The 16,943-nt window shown below is 41.7% G+C and carries 16 protein-coding genes; 1 reads left to right on the forward strand and 15 read right to left on the reverse strand.

From position 1 onward, the window contains the following. Nucleotides 1-337: 337 nt before the first annotated feature. The 13 genes from G592_RS0100005 to G592_RS0100065 all read right to left on the reverse strand — a co-directional run bounded on the left by G592_RS0100005 (nt 338) and on the right by G592_RS0100065 (nt 13,423). Nucleotides 338-676, reverse strand: a complete 339-nt coding sequence (locus tag G592_RS0100005; protein WP_028246000.1) for a PqqD family protein — start codon at nt 674-676, stop codon at nt 338-340. Beyond that, nucleotides 666-2,546 (reverse strand): OPT family oligopeptide transporter, encoded by a 1,881-nt coding sequence (locus tag G592_RS0100010; protein ID WP_028246001.1) that lies wholly within the window; start codon nt 2,544-2,546, stop codon nt 666-668. Before G592_RS0100010 ends, G592_RS0100005 begins: the two co-directional genes overlap by 11 nt. A gap of 282 nt (nt 2,547-2,828) precedes the next feature. Further along, nucleotides 2,829-3,416: an NADH peroxidase gene (locus tag G592_RS0100015; RefSeq protein ID WP_028246002.1), complete on the reverse strand. Its 588-nt coding sequence runs from the start codon at nt 3,414-3,416 to the stop codon at nt 2,829-2,831. Nucleotides 3,417-3,525: 109 nt separating this feature from the next. Further along, nucleotides 3,526-5,049: an ASKHA domain-containing protein gene (locus G592_RS0100020; protein WP_028246003.1), complete on the reverse strand. Its 1,524-nt coding sequence runs from the start codon at nt 5,047-5,049 to the stop codon at nt 3,526-3,528. Then, entirely contained in the window at nt 5,039-5,542 is a 504-nt protein-coding gene (locus G592_RS0100025; RefSeq protein ID WP_028246004.1) for a metallophosphoesterase family protein, read from the reverse strand. Before G592_RS0100025 ends, G592_RS0100020 begins: the two co-directional genes overlap by 11 nt. Then, on the reverse strand, nt 5,523-6,134 hold the full coding sequence (rdgB, locus tag G592_RS0100030; RefSeq protein ID WP_028246005.1) for an RdgB/HAM1 family non-canonical purine NTP pyrophosphatase: 612 nt from the start codon (nt 6,132-6,134) through the stop codon (nt 5,523-5,525). The genes G592_RS0100025 and rdgB overlap by 20 nt, the downstream gene beginning before the upstream one ends. 103 nt (nt 6,135-6,237) lie before the next feature. Continuing rightward, entirely contained in the window at nt 6,238-7,305 is a 1,068-nt protein-coding gene (locus G592_RS0100035) for an N-acetylmuramoyl-L-alanine amidase family protein (RefSeq protein WP_028246006.1), read from the reverse strand. A 32-nt stretch (nt 7,306-7,337) separates the two neighbouring features. Further along, nucleotides 7,338-9,071, reverse strand: a complete 1,734-nt coding sequence (locus G592_RS0100040) for a lectin like domain-containing protein (protein WP_028246007.1) — start codon at nt 9,069-9,071, stop codon at nt 7,338-7,340. A 3-nt stretch (nt 9,072-9,074) separates the two neighbouring features. Then, nucleotides 9,075-10,223 (reverse strand): THUMP domain-containing class I SAM-dependent RNA methyltransferase, encoded by a 1,149-nt coding sequence (locus G592_RS0100045; protein ID WP_028246008.1) that lies wholly within the window; start codon nt 10,221-10,223, stop codon nt 9,075-9,077. A gap of 300 nt (nt 10,224-10,523) precedes the next feature. Then, nucleotides 10,524-10,907, reverse strand: a complete 384-nt coding sequence (locus tag G592_RS0100050; RefSeq protein WP_028246009.1) for a response regulator — start codon at nt 10,905-10,907, stop codon at nt 10,524-10,526. A gap of 131 nt (nt 10,908-11,038) precedes the next feature. Further along, nucleotides 11,039-12,040, reverse strand: a complete 1,002-nt coding sequence (hypE, locus tag G592_RS0100055) for a hydrogenase expression/formation protein HypE (protein ID WP_028246010.1) — start codon at nt 12,038-12,040, stop codon at nt 11,039-11,041. Between the two features lie 130 nt (nt 12,041-12,170). Continuing rightward, nucleotides 12,171-13,214, reverse strand: a complete 1,044-nt coding sequence (gene hypD / locus G592_RS0100060; RefSeq protein ID WP_028246011.1) for a hydrogenase formation protein HypD — start codon at nt 13,212-13,214, stop codon at nt 12,171-12,173. After that, nucleotides 13,214-13,423: a HypC/HybG/HupF family hydrogenase formation chaperone gene (locus G592_RS0100065; RefSeq protein ID WP_028246012.1), complete on the reverse strand. Its 210-nt coding sequence runs from the start codon at nt 13,421-13,423 to the stop codon at nt 13,214-13,216. The genes hypD and G592_RS0100065 overlap by 1 nt, the downstream gene beginning before the upstream one ends. Before the next feature lie 70 nt (nt 13,424-13,493). On the opposite strand from G592_RS0100065, the gene G592_RS0100070 reads away from it, so the two are divergent. After that, the gene (locus tag G592_RS0100070) at nt 13,494-13,835 is read left to right on the forward strand and encodes a hydrogenase maturation nickel metallochaperone HypA (RefSeq protein ID WP_028246013.1); all 342 of its coding nucleotides are present in this window, start codon (nt 13,494-13,496) and stop codon (nt 13,833-13,835) included. A gap of 3 nt (nt 13,836-13,838) precedes the next feature. On the opposite strand, the gene hypF is transcribed toward G592_RS0100070, so the two are convergent. Both hypF and G592_RS0100080 read right to left on the reverse strand, forming a co-directional pair. Beyond that, entirely contained in the window at nt 13,839-16,172 is a 2,334-nt protein-coding gene (gene hypF, locus G592_RS0100075) for a carbamoyltransferase HypF (protein ID WP_028246014.1), read from the reverse strand. A gap of 351 nt (nt 16,173-16,523) precedes the next feature. Then, nucleotides 16,524-16,916: a 4Fe-4S dicluster domain-containing protein gene (locus G592_RS0100080; protein WP_028246015.1), complete on the reverse strand. Its 393-nt coding sequence runs from the start codon at nt 16,914-16,916 to the stop codon at nt 16,524-16,526. Between the last annotated feature and the right edge of the window lie 27 nt (nt 16,917-16,943).

Genomic DNA, 16,943 nt, shown 5'->3' on the forward strand with positions numbered 1-16,943 from the left:
AAAAAACTTTAATAATAGTCATTTTTTGTCAGGAAGCGTTCTGTAAGTCGCATACCTTCGTTGTCCAGTGACAAAATAAGAAACTTGCAGGCAAATTTTTGTCAGAGCCATTCTTATAAATTGCATATTCTCGTTATCTTTTGACAAAGGGCTTCGCCACAGTCCTATTTTTTTTGAGCTTGTTTGCCTAGTATCTGCCAAAAGAGTCGCTGTCAAGAGGCGGCGAAGCCGAGCCGCCAGGCCTTGCACTTGACTGGGGCTCTTGGCAGATAGAATGGACAAAGCTCAAATAAAAAGAGGTTTAGCCATAGACTAAACCTCTGAGATAAACTCATCTTTATTTTACTCTTTTCACAAACCCAAACTGCTCAAGGTGCTTCATATAAACACTGAGGCGCTCGTAGAGGGGCTCGGCTTCATCACCATATTTGTCATGTACAAGCCCACCGATATCAAAGACGCTACGCTTTCCATCGATGCAGGTCCAGATAAAGGAACCCATGCCCTCCAGGGTAATTTTGCTGACTGCAGGTTTCTTAAAAAACTTCTGAGCCACGCGGTTTGTAAATCCTTTATTTTCCATTTCAACAATGACCTCTCCGGACTCGGAAAGAGTCCAGATGAGGTCAGAATTTATCGCATATACGAAATCTAAATAGTTTTCTTTATTTGTCATTCTTCTTTCCCATGGCTGCCTTATATACTGCAGCTGCGATTAACACGATAAGAATAAGTGCTGGTGCATTACCTGTTGGAATTACTGAGCTAAGATCCATCTTATCAGTAATACCAGCTACTTTAAGAATAGCAAGAAGTACACCTATGATACCTTCACCAGCGATAAGTCCTGAGCAGAAGAGGATACCCTTTCCTGACTCGTCTTCCTTGTTGCCGAATTTTGCATCTGCAAACTTTCTAATAAGGCCACCAATCATAATTGTAGCAGAAAGCTCAAGTGGAAGGTAAAGACCAATAGAAACTGGAAGCGCTGCAATGCCAAGGATCTCGATTGTGATAGAGATGAAAGCACCGATGAAAATAAGTGTCCAAGGAAGATTTCCATCCATAACACCTTCGATAACCATCTTCATCATTGTAGCCTGTGGAGCTGCAAGCTTGTCTGAACCAAATCCGTATGCTGAATCAAGAAGTACCATAACGCCACCAATTGCAAGTGCTGCTGCAACAGTACCGATAATTTCACCAATCTGCTGCTTAACTGGTGTAGCACCAAGGATATAACCTGTCTTTAAATCCTGTGAAGTATCACCAGCCATACAAGCTGCGATACAAATAACTGAACCGATTGCGATAGCACCTGTCATTCCGTGTACGCCTGTATCACCCATAGCCTTAAGACAGATTGTTGCGATAAGGATAGTAGCGATTGTCATACCTGAAACAGGGTTGTTTGAGCTACCTACAAGACCAACCATACGTGAAGAAACGGCACTAAAGAAGAAACCGAATACAACGATGATGATTGCGCCAAGAAGTGTAACAGGTACTGCTGGTACAAGCCAAATTGCAAGAATAAGAACTACGATAGAGCCAAGTACAAAACGAATGTCCATATCACGTGCTGTACGCTCTGTAGATGTAGAACCTGCAGTCTTGATGCTCTTGATTGAATCCACAAATGTTCTAACGATAAGTGGAAGTGTCTTTATAAGTGAAATGATACCAGCTGAAGCTACGGCACCTGCACCAATATACTTGATGTAGTTTGACCAGATAGCTGATGCACCATGTGCTGCATAAAGCTCTGCAACAGAAGCGCTAGCTGGGTACATAACCATGTCGCCACCAAAAGCAACAATAGCTGGAATAAGTACGAACCATCCAAGTACACCACCTGCAAACATATATGCAGAGATACGTGGGCCACAGATGTAACCAACAGAAACAAGTGCTGGATATACCTGAGCAGAAAACTCTGTCTTAAGAGACTGAAGCTTAATTGTGAATACGCCCTGGATTGCGCAAAGACCATCAACGATGAACTTTACAGCTGCACCAATACCCATACCAACAAATACAGACTTAGCAGATGAACCACCTTCCTCACCTGCAAGAAGAACCTCTGCGCAAGCTGTTCCCTCTGGATATGGAAGCACACCGTGCTCCTGAACGATAAGTGCACTACGAAGTGGAACCATGAAGAATACACCAAGGAGACCACCAAAAAGTGCGATTACTGTAATTGTAATAAGTGAAGGCTTGTCCATAACACCTTCCTTAGCCCAGATGAAAAGTGCTGGCATTGTAAAGATAGCACCTGCTGCAAGGCTTTCACCTGCAGAACCGATTGTCTGAACCATATTGCTTTCAAGGATTGAATCCTTTTTCATGATAACGCGGATAACAGCCATTGAAATAACTGCGGCTGGAATAGATGCAGATACTGTCATACCAACTCTAAGACCAAGATATGCGTTAGCAGCGCCAAAGATTACCGCAAGAAGAAGACCCATAATAATAGATGTAGGAGTCATCTCTGGAGTAACCTTATCCGCTGGAATGTAAGGTTTAAATTGTTCTTTCATAATAAATATATCTCTCCTTCTATTGAACCAAGTTTTTTTATTATATACACACTTTAAAGTGGATGCAAATCGAAGTACTAAAGTGATAAAGAATTAAAGTATAATCTACATTAAATTAGCATCTGTTACACTTACTAGCCAGTTACGGCTACAAGCCAAATTATTTCTACGCTCAGCCACAAAAGGCTTCGCTTAAGAAATATTAGAGCTTGATGCCTACTGGCTAAATATAAATAGGACACCTACATTATGCAGGTGTCCTAAATAAAAATACATTTATCACTATTTAAAGTAACGGTTGAGGAAGCCTTCCAACGCCTTTCCGTGGCGGGCTTCGTCGCGAGCCATCTCATGAACTGTGTCGTGGATGGCATCCAGATTATTCTTCTTTGCGCAGGTTGCCAAATCAACCTTACCCTGTGTAGCTCCGAACTCGCAGTCAACACGCCAAGCAAGATTCTTCTTTGTAGAATCAGTCATGTTTGACTCTAAGTCAGAGCCAAGGAGCTCTGCAAACTTGCAAGCATGCTCAGCCTCTTCCCAAGCTGCCTTTTCCCAATAGAGACCAATCTCTGGGTAGCCCTCTCTGTGCGCCACGCGAGCCATACAAAGATACATTCCAACTTCTGAGCACTCACCTTCAAAATTAGCCTTGAGCTGCTCGAAGATGTACTTTTTATCTTCGTCAGTAATATCAGGATTGTTCTTTACTGTAGCGCCATAAACGCCAAATACATGCTCAGCCGCAAGGGTAATCTCACCCTCAACCTTTTTGAACTTATCACCACTCACATGACATACTGGACACTCATCAGGTGGATTGTCACCTTCATGAATGTAACCACAAACAGGACATACATACTTTGCCATAACTAGACTCCTTTCTATATTCACCTAATTTACAGGTGTATAAGGTCATCTTAACATACATATGTCGTCCCCTGTGTAAATACACTAATTGTTCTCAATTAATTCACAGTTATGATAAATTCAAGTTTTCAAGGAAAAGCTTTTCGAATTTTGGGTCCGTTGCAAGTATTACAATTTGCGAATTTTCCTTTATTTCTTTCAACGCATCTTCATCTGGATTCATGATAAATGCGATATCACCATGAAGAGAAGCATTGCCTACTGATTCAAATTTCGGAATCAGTTCCTTTGGAAAAAGACCTATTCCCGCTGCCGCCCAAATACTTACTGATGAGCCAAGTCCTCCTGCCACATAAAGATGATCGATATGCTCCAAACTAAGCTTGGCAGCATCAAGAAGCATTTCAATACCAGCTCGTATAGCTGCCTTTGCAAGAATCACCTGTTGGATATCCTCTCCAGAAATCACTATATCTTCTGCCACAGGAAATCCTGTCTCAGAATATTCATCAATTAAAAGACCGCCATCATCAATAATATTGTTACGGCGCAGCTCGTGAATCAAATCGATAATACCACTTCCACAAAGACCGATTGCCTTCTCTCCGCCGATAGTTGTATATTTTACTTCTCTTCCATGGATTGAAAGATGATTGATGGCACCGCGGACAGATGCCACTCCACATTTCAGACTGGCGCCCTCTAAGGCAGGCCCTGCTGATGCAGATGAGCACCAGTATTTTTCTCCATCAAACAAAACAAGCTCCGCATTTGTTCCCATATCTACCATCAGGAAAGTATCGTCTTCCTCTTTTCGAGCCTTTGCCTGTTCTTTTATATAAAACAGACCTGATACTATATCGCCTCCAACAAAGGCACTGATAGAAGGCATGAAAAAGATATCTCTTCGCTCTTCCCTAAATTTAACTGCATCCAAAGTGTATGGAACAAATGGATACTTTGCCATTCCATCCACAGGATAATTTAAAAGCAAATGCGTCATTACCGTATTTCCGGACATAACCACTTTATGGGTAAGAAAATCTTCACCAATGATTTTTACACCCATTTTCATTAAATCACCAATAACTAACTGCTGAAGCTCCTCACCATGACCATCTATAGCAGCCTTAATTCGGCTCATAACATCCATTCCATATTTAGTCTGGCCGTTTGTCCAAGTATGCTGCCGTAAAACTTTTCCAGTATTAAGATCTATTGCCGTAGCGGCAAGTGTAGTGGTGCCAACATCCACAGCGATAGCTATGTTGGTCTTATCAAGAGGAAGCTCCTCCGTAGTTTGAGGAACTCCTATAGAATTTATTTCAGATACAAGTCTCTTTGGCACCTGAATTTTACAGTCTTTAGTGATGACGCATTTACATCCCAGTCTCCAACCATTTCGCATTTCCCAAAATTCAAGTGCTCGTTCATCGTCGGCGGTCATTTCTGGCGCGCCATACACAAACCTTACAGCACAGCTAAGGCACTTACCAAAGCCTCCGCAAGGTCTGTAATATTTGAAACCCAAACGGTCCATCGCCTCTACAAAGGTAATGGACTCATTTGGCTTAGTCATCAATATATATTCCTTCTCAGGAACAACATCTTCAATTACAACTTTAATTTCCATGTGTTCTATCGTATTCCTCGAGTGAATGCAGTTCCATTGTCAGCTCACCACTATTATCTACTAAAATTGTCATATAAGTGTGTTCACGTGATTCCTGTCTTGGAAATGCTATACTTCCAGGGTTTGCGATAATTAAATCCTGATAGTGATCGATAGTTGGAACGTGGGTATGACCATATAAAGCTATGTCACAGCCCTTTGCCTTTGCAGCCTCAGCAATCTTATCATATCCATAGCTAACACCATAATAATGGCCATGAGTAATGAGGATATGATGATTGCCTGCTTCAAGAACAAGCTCATTTGGTAAACTACCGCCCCAGTCACAGTTTCCGCAGACACATTCTGCAGGTGCCTCGGACATCATCCAGAGATTGTCCTCTACCCCCTGACCATCCCCCAGGTGGTAAATCATATCAGGTTTTTCTATATGAATGGCATCCCTCAAATTTTCTGATCTGCCATGTGTATCACTAACAACTAATATTTTCATGCTTAATAATTTCTTCCTTTATCATTCTAAGAGCCTGGCCTCTGTGGCTGATTGCATTCTTCTCCTCAGGGCTGATGCTTGCTGTGCTCACATCCTTATCCCAAAGATAGAAGATTGGGTCGTAGCCAAAGCCGTTTGTTCCCATTGGCTCCCAGCCGATATAGCCCTCGATTGTTCCGCGGACTACTGCCTCTTTACCATCTGGGAAAACTGCTGAAACGGCACATACAAATCGTGCGCTTCTATCCTGCTTTTCAACTCCCTCAAGTCTCTCAATAAGATTTGCATTCTTAATATCGTAAGAAGTATCCTCACCCATATATCTGGCTGAATAGATACCTGGCTCTTTATTTAAAGCATCAATCTCCAGTCCGCTGTCATCGGCAAGAACAATTGCATCTTTAGCGTGTTCTGCTATAGAGCGGGACTTAATCAAAGAATTCTCTTCGAATGTTTTACCATCCTCAACAATATCAATGTCGATTCCTGCTTCCTTCATGGTAAGAATCTCATATTTTTCTTCACCAAGAATTTCTTTGATTTCGCGAAGCTTGTTTTTGTTTCCTGTTGCAAAAATAATTCTAGTTTTCATAAATAATTCCCTCCGCCAGTTACTCTCTCAATCCTGAGATATTGCTTTCAGTCACTAGATGTTCCTTTCAGCAACACTCAGAGATTGATAGCTACTGGCTCACTTATTTTTCATAAAGATACGCTACGATGGCATCATACAGCGCCCCCGCAGTCTTCTTCTGATACTCATTGTCCTGAAGCTTTTCAAGCTCTTTTGTGTTGGTCATAAAGCCTACCTCTACCAGCGCCACCGGAGCCTGAGACATTCTGATAATGTATACCTCGTCTCCCACTACTGTGCCCTTTGACTTTGAGCCTAAAGCATTAAGCAGGTTATCAAGGCATAATGAAGCAAAGCGCTTTGAATTGCCTGTGGTATCGGCGCCCTTGTACATAACCTCTGTTCCATTGATGGAAGACATTCTACCAGAAGCGGTAGAATTGTTGTGTATTGATAGGAATAGATCCGCATCAGAATCATTTGCCAAACCAACTCTGGATTCAAAGGATGGATTGCTATCGTCAGTTCTAGTGTAGTAAACACCAATATTCTTTCCACTCTGATCGAACAGTCTCTTCAGCTGGAGAACAAACTGTAAATCCAAATCCTTTTCGTTAACACCCATCTTTGTGGCACCTGGCACATTTCCTCCATGGCCAGCATCCACAACCACAACATAATCATATACGTCGTGTGGGTCAAGAAAATCCAGATAAATGTATTCGCCCTCAGAGGTCATCTGTACCTCTTTAACATCATCGAGGGCAATCTCTATAACGCCAATCAAATTCTCGCTGTCGTAGATAACATCCACGATATTATCTGCATTTCCACGCATAGGATATTTGGAAAAGTAATCCTTTCCAATTCCATTTATCGTAATTGCGATATTTCGATTTACATAATCATTAATAATTGAAACCCCTGCGCTGGTAACATTCTGAGGCAATGTTAATCGTATCTGATGTCCCTTTAAAACATCCTGTACAATCTCCTCAGAGTCTTCCTGCAATTCTTCATCAGAAGCACGAAGCATATCCATTACGGATACACGTCCCCCTGACACCTTGCTGTCCTGTACCTTCAGTGCAATGATATGCATGTTTGGTACATAAATAAGCAGACAGCTCATGGCAATTACCACCGCCAGGATGATAGCCGTGAAGGCCCCCAAAACCTTATTTTCCATTACATTATCTCTCCGCTCCCTTACGGGAAAAATTATTTGTCGTCCTCGAATACCTCAACGACATCGTTTGCATAGGCTTTGATACAAAGATTTGCCTTTGCAACATCCTCTACATTTTCCCAGTCCAATCCATTGTTGCTGATAAAACCTTTGCCGTCTGTGATGTCAACATTAGCTGTCATTGAATCACTGACGTACTCTACTGCAAGTGGACGCTTGGTGTCTGGTGTGTTTATGTAGAGAATAATAGCGAAGTTTTCTCCCTTTTCCACTGTTTTCGCCTGATTAAATTTTACAGTATAATACCCCGCCTGGTCTACTGTTCCTGAAGCAACAATTTCCTTTGAAGAAAGTGTGCTGGTGTTTTTATAATCTGGCACAAAATATATCTGATAACTTGTATCTTTTCCCAATGCATAGAAGCCTGCTGCCTCTATCTGCTGATTTGCCTCAGCTGTAAATGTGTTGCAGCCGTATGCCCATTCCTTACTGTAACCAATCTGACCAACCCAGCCGCATAAATCACTTTGGTAAATGTAGTTATATGTATTGTTGGTATCTACCTTTACGTAAGAAACCGCCTGATTTCCAATATTTGAATCATAATAGGAAATGTAAAATACACCGTCATCTCCAAAACCACTTCCCCAACTGTTTTGGCAAATGAAAGCTCCGCTGCGAGGCACTTCAGTGCTAAAATTCTCCGCTGGATAGTTGTCGTCCCAGCCGATGATTACCACGTCATGATTTGGCTTTGCATTTCCTGTATAACAATATGAGTTAGTGCTGCGGTTGTAGCAGCTTGACCCATTCAAATTAGCTGTATTAACACTTGCATAAATAGATGTGGAAACACCACCATATTTGTAAACTGCCCACTTTATGTCATCCAGATTTTCCGAGTCATAGAAATGAGCTTCCTGCAAATGTATTGAAGGTGGTGTGGTCTCACCTGTAAGCTCCTGAATAAGACCGCCTTCATTTTCATCTTCAACCGGACCCTGCCATGAAAGCAGATAGGCCAACGCCATGGTGTACTCTCCACCGGCAGACTCATCCAAATTAAAGCTGTTGTTATTAATCATTGAATCAACAGAGAATTTGTACTGTGATGCAGGCAACAGAGATGACTCCAGTGCCTCTAAAGATGCACACGCCCAGCAAGTGGCGTTAGAGCCCTGGTTTCTAATGAAGCTTACTCTGTCCATATCTCTCAAATCATAGGTGAGAGGAAGCTTTGGAATCTTGCTGATTTTAATGTGTGCAGTATATGTTGAGCGGTCATAAGAATATTCATAACCGAAAATATCACATAAATCCTTTAGTCCCACATACAATCTGCCCATATGCATAGATGGCTTGATGGCCAAATCCATATCCTCACCATTTGCAGTGGCAGTCTTATTATCTACAAGAAATTCATAGATGTTATTGGAAATCTGAACTACCGCACAGCCGTCATCTTCCATAAAAGCTGACCCTCTTAAAACGCTGCGGATAAACTCCAAAGATCCTACAGGATTAAGCCTGTCATCTAAAATGGCATCCTGCTCGTAACTGGTATAAAGAATATTATTTATGTAAAGCCTCAGTTTTCCTGAGTCATTTAAATTTTTAGACATTAAAGGATACAGCACGTCCTCATTTAAAGCTGCTCCTCTAAATGATTCGACGGCTGCATACCTGTCGTTCCAATTATTTAATTTTCCAAATACGGTGATTGCTATTATTAAGAAAAACACCGTAAATCTTTTGGAAAGTCTCATCTTCTAGTCCTTTTTCTTAGGCTTTGGTCCTAGGAACTGATAAAAATAAGTCTTTATCATTCCGTTATATATCTTGCGGTTTTTATCTGCTTTTCTTCCAATTGACTTTGGTGCATCTTCGTAGCTGGTGATTACATACATAGACCAGCTATCAAGCGCTGCATAGGCTTTTCCAAGCTTACCATAAATCTCTGGTAAATCTTTCTTATCTTCAAGACGCTCTCCGTATGGAGGATTTGTCAGGATAAATCCATATTTCTTTGGATGGCTAAGGGCACCAACATCTCTCACCTGGAAATGAATCATATGGTCAACGCCTGCCTGCTTTGCATTAAGGCGGGCAATCTTTACCATATCAGGATCAATATCAAATCCCTGAAGGTCGCAATCAACTGATGTATCAACCTCTTCTCTTGCCTCATCCAAAAGCTCATTCCAAAGCTTTGGCGAGATAAGGTTTGTCCAGTCCATAGAAGTGAAATCTCTATTGAGGCCTGGTGCGATATTTGCGGCAATCATGGCTGCCTCAATCAAAAATGTACCTGAACCGCAGAATGGATCCACCAAAATTCTGTCAGCACGCCATGGTGTCAGCTGAATAAGTGCTGCAGCCATAGTCTCTGAAAGTGGAGCCTTGCTGGTGTAAGTACGGTAACCTCTCTTGTGAAGTGGTGTACCTGTAGAATCAAGTGTAACTACCACATCATCCTTTAATAAGAAGATACGAACAGGATAGTCTGCTCCGTCCTCTTTAAACCACTGAACGTCATAATATGTCTTCATGCGCTCAACCATTGCTTTTTTCGCAATGGACTGAATATCTGTAAGGGAAAAAAGCTTACTCTTTACAGATGTAGCCTTTGTAACCCAGAATTTACCATTCTCTGGAATGTACTCTTCCCATGGGAGAGCCTTGATTCCCTGGAAAAGCTCCTCGAATGTGGTAGCGTGAAAACGGCCCACTTCTACAAGGACTCTTTCCGCTGTGCGCAGATGGATATTTGCGCGACAAACAGCCTCGGCATCACCTGTGAAAGTCACTCTTCCATCAGTAACTTCTGTAATGTCGTAGCCTAAATCATAAATTTCTCTTTTTAATGGTGCCTCAAGTCCAAAGTGACATGGGCAGCTAATGGTAAATGTTTTTGGCAATTCTAAATCTCCTATTACTTAACTAACTAAAAATATCTTAGACTAGATGTTATCTTTTTTCAACTTTTCCTTGCATTAGTCGATTAACTATATTATAATCACAACCATGATAAGGAGTTTCCTTATCATACCCTTATTAATTATTTATACTCCCCTCAAAAAGACCGAAAACTCGGTCTTTTTCTTTTGGATCATCTAGTTTATACACAGGTGTCTTTTACGCACCAAAAACCCGAGTTTCCGTTGCATCCAATTAAAAAGGGCTACAAAACGTAACCCTTAGAAATCAATATTAAATATTTACATGAAATGAGATAATGCCTCTGCAAATCTAGTCTCGTCAAAAGGCTTAATAACAAAATCTTTGGCCCCAGCTTCGATGGCTTCAATAACGTAACATTTCTGGCCCATAGCACTTACTACAAGAATCTTGGCTTCAGGATCATATTCCTTAATCTGCTTAATAGCATCGATTCCATTAGAACTACGACCTACAGTGTGTCCATCGACAGTCATCGTGATGTCCATAGTTACTATGTCAGGCTTGAACTCTTTGTATTTTTCCACTGCTCCGTCACTACAGTCAGCTTCGGCTACAACAGTACAGCCATTTCTTTCGCATTCATTTCTGACTACCGCACGCATAAATCGGGAGTCATCAACTATCAAAACTGTTTTGCCCACAGCAAGCATCCTCCTTATTATGGTTGTTAATTAGGATGTGTAGTTATATTATAGCATACTAACCCCCAAACTAGTTATGAACTTTATGTTAACTATTGGTGACGTTGGGGTTTATCTTCTATTGGTATTACTTAACAGATGCGAGGCAAACCCTCCCCCTGAAGGATGTCGAGGAAGCGTCTTCCGCCTATTTCTGTCTTCATTATAAGGGCACCCCTTTCTGATTCATCAGATGGCTCGTTCACAGAACCTATCATGCAGGCATTCTCTCCATACTGGCATCCCTTTATGATTTCTACAGCATCTACGCCGTATTCCTTTGGGACAATGGCCACAAGCTTACCTTCATTTCCCATATATAATGGATCAAGTCCAAGAAGGCCGCAGAATGATTTTACCTGTGGGTCCACTGGAAGTTTTTCCTGTAAAATATCAAATCTCAGGCCACTAGCCAGGGCTAATTCTTTTAAAACTGTGGCAAGGCCGCCTCTTGTCACATCTCTAAGGACATGAACAGGAATCTTATTTTCGATTAATTTCCCAACCATCTCCTGAAGAGGTGCGTTGTCACTTACGATAGTATTTTTGATGCCCATGCGCTGGCTAAGGACTGTGGCATGGTGATCTCCCACATTTCCCGAAACGATGATAACGTCATCTTGACTGGCATTCTTTGCCTTAATGTCGATGCCCTTTGGGACAAATCCCACTCCGGCAGTGTTAATGTAAATTCCACCATCACCCTCTATAACCTTCGTATCTCCAGCAACGATTTTTACACCAGCTTCCTCAGCAGTCTCTGCCATGGATTTTACAATTCTTCTGAGAGTAGCAACATCGGCACCTTCCTCTAAGATAAATCCGCAGGTGATGTATTTTGGAACGGCACCTCTCATACATAGGTCATTTACCGTACCGCAAATGCACAGGCGACCTATATCTCCTCCTGGAAATTCAAGCGGTGTTACCACAAAGCTGTCAGTGGTCATGGCAATAGTGCCATCACCTGGAACGACTGCCGCATCCTCCATCTCTGAAAGTACATCGCTGTTAAACTGGGATTCAAAAATCTCTCTTATAAGTTCACCGGTGGCACGGCCCCCTGAGCCATGCTCCATAATTATCTTCTCCATAATTTAATCCTAATCCACAAATCCCTACATTAACAATCATTAGTAACTTCTCACCCGACTAACATGTCTCGTTCAAAGTTCTAATAGATTGTTAATTGGAATTTGTTCATTTATATTTTTAATCGTTCTATTAATTCTTGTTCAGATAGTCGTTAAAACAACTTCCTTCCTCTGACACCATACATGCCCCCTGTGGTGACATAGGCGTGCAGACTTTTCCGAATAATGGGCAGTCGGTAGGTTTTGCCTTGCCCATAAGAATTTCTCCACATTTGCAGGCTTTATTCTTCTTGTTATCCACATCAAGGCCCTTACTACCTGCATCAAACTGTTTATATTCTTCCCTGAGTAGTAAGCCTGATCTTGGGATGATACCCATACCGCGCCAAGCCACATCAGCAGGCTCAAAATATTTATCCAGTTGATTTTCAATGATAGGATTTTTATCCTGAGCCACTACTGAGGTGTAGAAATTCTTAACTGTATTTTCTTTATTTAACACCATCTGAACAAGTCCATAGATGGCAATTACAAGCTCTTTTGCCCCAAAACCAGATACACCAAATGGTATCTGATATTTTTCAGCTAAATCATTAAAATAATCAGCACCTGTTACAGCGCATACATGGCCTGGTGCGATGAATCCGTCAATCTCTGCTCCATTGTCACAAAGATATGAGATGGCTCCCGGCATGGTTTTAAGTGCTGTAAGAAGCTGGATGTTGTTTAGCCCCTGAGCTATGGCATTATCCAAAAGCAAAGTGTAAACCGGTGCAGTAGTCTCAAATCCCACGGCGGCAAATACGTATTTACGATATGGATTAGCTGTCGCAAGGGCAAGCACATCCATTGGAGAATACACCATCTCCACGCTTCCGCCACGACCCTTTGCCTCGTTCAGGCTTTCTTTTGAACCTGGCACTCTTAACAAATCACCAAAGGTAACCACTGTAGTGTCCGGCTGCAGACAAAGCTCAATCAGCTTATCTATGTAGGCTGTAGGTGTAACACAAACAGGGCAGCCTGGCCCTGACAATAACTCTATCTTAGGTGAGAGAATATCCCTGATTCCATTGGTGGCGATGGCATGTGTATGACTGCCACACACCTCCATTAAACGGATTCTCTCACCGTCATAATCTCTCAAAAAATCAACAAGCTGCTGAATCTCCATTACGCCTCAAGGCCTCCCATCAGCTCCATGATTTCTTCTGCTTCATCTTTCTTCAATGTTTGAATCACGCACCCCGCGTGAACTAAAGCGTAATCCCCCTCTTTTACATTCACAAGTCCGGCGTAGGCTTCCACTTCATTTCCGTTGAAATCTACAGTGACCTTACCGTCCTTTAATTTCTTAACTAAACCTGGTATTGCAACACACATTACATTATTCTCCTAACCTTATAACATATGGTATAATTGTACTACTTTTTGGATGTTTTGGGAGGATAAAATGCACGAATTAGCGGTAACAGAATACGTTTTTAACCTGGTAAAAAAACAGGCTGATGCAGCAGGCGTCAGCCATGTAGATAAAATCCATTTACTACTTGGTGATCAGTGCGACTATGTACCTGAGATAATCGAAGAATATCTTCAGGTAATGAGTGAGGGCACATCCCTTGAAGGTGTGAAAGTGGATGCCACTGTAAAGGAATCCATGGTCAAATGTCTTGACTGCGGTAGTGAATTCACCCGTCACGAGTTTAAGGATGTCTGCCCTAAATGTGGCAGTGAAAATTTAAAGCTGAATAGGTGCACTGATTTTATTGTAAAAAATATCGAAGTATCCTAGGCTTTAGCATCTCTCCAATAGGCGGGATGCCATAGCCTGACCTAAGCATATTCCACCATCTCCTGGTGGAAGCTGCTCTGAGATATATACTTTAAAACCATCAGCTTCAAGCAACTCTATTGTACGTTCTAACAGTATCCTGTTCAGGAAGGTACCTCCTGACAAGACTATCTTTTTTTCTTTTCCAAGTCTTTCGGAATAAATTGTCGCTATCTCCAAAATGTAATCTGCTACAGCGTAGATAAATCCTCTTGCTATGGATTCTTTTGGCACGTCATGAGTGATTGCATTTGCTATCTCTAAGAAGATTTCTTCTGTTGAGCCATTTTCGCCAAAGCACAATGGATAAACTTCCTCTGTTCGGGCTGCCATGTTTTCTAATTCTATAGGGGCCTGGCCCTCGTATGTATTGTAATGGCATATATCAAGCATGGCAGAGACCGCATCAAAGAGACGTCCCATTGATGTAGATGTCACCACATTTATATCGCTATCGATAGCAGTTCTGATAATCTTTGCATTTTCATTTTCAATCAGTTCATCATGACCATTTTCATGAAGAATTCCCACTAAAATAGTGTCGCAGTTCTTTGCTCCCTCGTCTCCTCCGATTAATCTGGATGGGCGCAAATCCGCAACTCTTCCTATACCAGACTTCCCATCCCATAGAAATACTTCGCTACCCCAGACGGTTCCATCCTCGCCATATCCTGTCCCGTCAAATGCAAATCCGAGAACTGGACCTTTTAGTTTATGTTCTGCGATTACAGATAAAACATGGGCTTTGTGATGCTGTACTTTGTGAATTGGCAGGTTCTTTTTCTGGGCATACTCATGGCCCACCTGACCGCTAAAGTATCCAGGGTGTAAATCAGTCACTACTTCCTTCGGTTTAAAACCAAAGATTTTTTCCATAGCAGCCATTTCATTTCTATAAAACTTCTGGCAGCTTACAGATTCCAAATCTCCTAAATACTGGCTTACATATGCCAGTCCATTTTTTACATAACAGAAGCTGGATTTAAGATCTCCACCTGCTGCAAATATTTCTCCATCAATATCCACAGGGATAGGATTTGGAACATGTCCTCTTCCACGGCGTATAAACTGCTGACGCCCTTTCACCACCTTCATAACAGAATCATCCATAGGACGGAGAATTTTCCTGTCATGGCTTAACATGGCAATAGGTGTACCATCTATTTCGCCTGAGGCAACTCGCTCCTTAAGCCACTGGAGCATCTTCTTATTATCTATCTCAAGCACATCGCCGCTGGCATTTCCACTGGTCATAATAAGTGGGCCGCATTCTTTCACCAGCATCATCTGCACTGGATTACATGGAAGCATTGCTCCAATATCAGGGCTGGTGAGGTAAACATTTTCAGCTATGTGCTTTTTGCCTGCACTAATATGTTTCTTTCTTCTTACTAGCACTATTGGTCTTGCGGGATCCTCAAGCAACTTTGCCTCCTGCTGATTTACCTTGCAGAACTCTTTTACCTGTTCCACATCTTCAAACATTACAGCAAAAGCTTTTGCCTCTCGGTGTTTTAAATTTCTCAGGGCCGAAACTGCCTTTTCGTTAAATGGACTACATGCTAAATGATATCCGCCAATATCTTTGATTGCCAAAATTCCACCATGATTTATCAACGATAAAGATGCCGTAATTTCGCCATCTACATCGTTTTCGTTATAGTTTTCCACATAGTTATCAACAGTGTTTTCATCCGTAATATTGTCAGCATTTTTATACTTTAAATAGGTAAATTTCAGACGAGGCCCACATGACTTGCAAGCAATGGTCTGGGCATGTCTTCTTCTGTCTTTTTTACCTGTGTATTCTGCCTGGCAATCAGGGCACATTTCAAAATCTTTCATAGTGATAGTGTCCCTGTCATATGGAAGCTTCTCTATAATAGAATACCTTGGCCCGCAGACTGTACAGCTGATAAAAGGATGTCTGTATCTTCGATTCTTAGGATCAAACAGCTCCCGCTTACACTCGTCGCATGTTGCAATGTCTGCTGGAATCAAAGGAAGATTCTTCTCGGCATCTTTATCTGATTTTATGATTTTAAAACCTGGCTCAATCTTCTGGCCCTCCAGGTCTTCCTCTTCTATTGAAGTAATAAAGCCACCAGTTGGCACATCTGAAGAAAGCCTGTTGCAAAACTGAGTCAATCGCTCACTTTCGCCAGACGCAACCACAGTCACTATGCCACCTGTGTTTCTCACATACCCATCTATATTTAGTTCATCTGCAAGTTTAGCAACCCAAGGTCTATAGCCTATCCCTTGTACCAAACCTTTAATAATATATTTTCTTGTCATTTCTCAATATGTGTTCCAGTATTACTAATCGAAAATCTTAGTATATTATCATTATCGGTATTCCCTCAAATACTAAGAATTTCCTTCTATAAAAAATTCTATTATCGCAAAATAGCGGTTCAATGCCATTTAAGATCTGCCTTGCGATATAATTTCAGCTAATTTTACACAATTATTCTCCTACTGTGCATTATGTTTATCACATCAAAACGAATACATGCCGTTTAAAAAGCCTCATGTGATAAATCAGATAAAAAATCCAGATAAATTTATCACAAGAGGCTCCACAGCGCCCGTCTTATCATTAATTTGTGATAATCATACTCCTTGGCTAACCCAAAACGCCTCTTTTTATTTAGCCATAGCAGGTGTTGCAGGCTTGGCAGCAGGTTTCGGTGGCTCATAAGGCACCTCTACCGTATATGCGAATTTTTCTGGACCTGGTTCCTGGTAGCCTGGTGTGATAGAAAGGCACTTCTTAGGGCACTTTTCTACACAGTAGCCACACTGTACGCAGTCGAAGCGGTTGATGCTCCAGGTCTTGCCAACTCTGTCAACTGTAATTGCTCCTGGTGGGCAGCTGCGCATGCACATTCCACAAAGGATGCAATTATCTTTATTGATATCCACATGACCTCTTGTGCGCTCTGGATACTCTCGTGGTACAAAAGGGTACTGAGTTGTAGCAGGCTCAGAAAAGAGGTTCTTGATTACTTGTTTTGTAAATGGTAAAAACTGTCCCAATTTATAATTCCTCCAATCCGCTAGTTA

Origin of the sequence: Pseudobutyrivibrio ruminis CF1b (genome assembly GCF_000424005.1) — a bacterium.
In the GTDB taxonomy this organism is placed as follows: Bacteria; Bacillota; Clostridia; order Lachnospirales; family Lachnospiraceae; genus Pseudobutyrivibrio; species Pseudobutyrivibrio ruminis_C.

What these genes read in the sequence shown, in the direction of transcription:
- G592_RS0100005 (WP_028246000.1), bottom strand. Translation starts at nt 676, where the DNA reads ATGACAAATAAAGAAAACTATTTAGATTTCGTATATGCGATAAATTCT.
- G592_RS0100010 (WP_028246001.1), bottom strand. Translation starts at nt 2,546, where the DNA reads ATGAAAGAACAATTTAAACCTTACATTCCAGCGGATAAGGTTACTCCA.
- G592_RS0100015 (WP_028246002.1), bottom strand. Translation starts at nt 3,416, where the DNA reads ATGGCAAAGTATGTATGTCCTGTTTGTGGTTACATTCATGAAGGTGAC.
- G592_RS0100020 (WP_028246003.1), bottom strand. Translation starts at nt 5,049, where the DNA reads ATGGAAATTAAAGTTGTAATTGAAGATGTTGTTCCTGAGAAGGAATAT.
- G592_RS0100025 (WP_028246004.1), bottom strand. Translation starts at nt 5,542, where the DNA reads ATGAAAATATTAGTTGTTAGTGATACACATGGCAGATCAGAAAATTTG.
- rdgB (WP_028246005.1), bottom strand. Translation starts at nt 6,134, where the DNA reads ATGAAAACTAGAATTATTTTTGCAACAGGAAACAAAAACAAGCTTCGC.
- G592_RS0100035 (WP_028246006.1), bottom strand. Translation starts at nt 7,305, where the DNA reads ATGGAAAATAAGGTTTTGGGGGCCTTCACGGCTATCATCCTGGCGGTG.
- G592_RS0100040 (WP_028246007.1), bottom strand. Translation starts at nt 9,071, where the DNA reads ATGAGACTTTCCAAAAGATTTACGGTGTTTTTCTTAATAATAGCAATC.
- hypE (WP_028246010.1), bottom strand. Translation starts at nt 12,040, where the DNA reads ATGGAGAAGATAATTATGGAGCATGGCTCAGGGGGCCGTGCCACCGGT.
- hypD (WP_028246011.1), bottom strand. Translation starts at nt 13,214, where the DNA reads ATGGAGATTCAGCAGCTTGTTGATTTTTTGAGAGATTATGACGGTGAG.
- G592_RS0100065 (WP_028246012.1), bottom strand. Translation starts at nt 13,423, where the DNA reads ATGTGTGTTGCAATACCAGGTTTAGTTAAGAAATTAAAGGACGGTAAG.
- G592_RS0100070 (WP_028246013.1), top strand. Translation starts at nt 13,494, where the DNA reads ATGCACGAATTAGCGGTAACAGAATACGTTTTTAACCTGGTAAAAAAA.
- hypF (WP_028246014.1), bottom strand. Translation starts at nt 16,172, where the DNA reads ATGACAAGAAAATATATTATTAAAGGTTTGGTACAAGGGATAGGCTAT.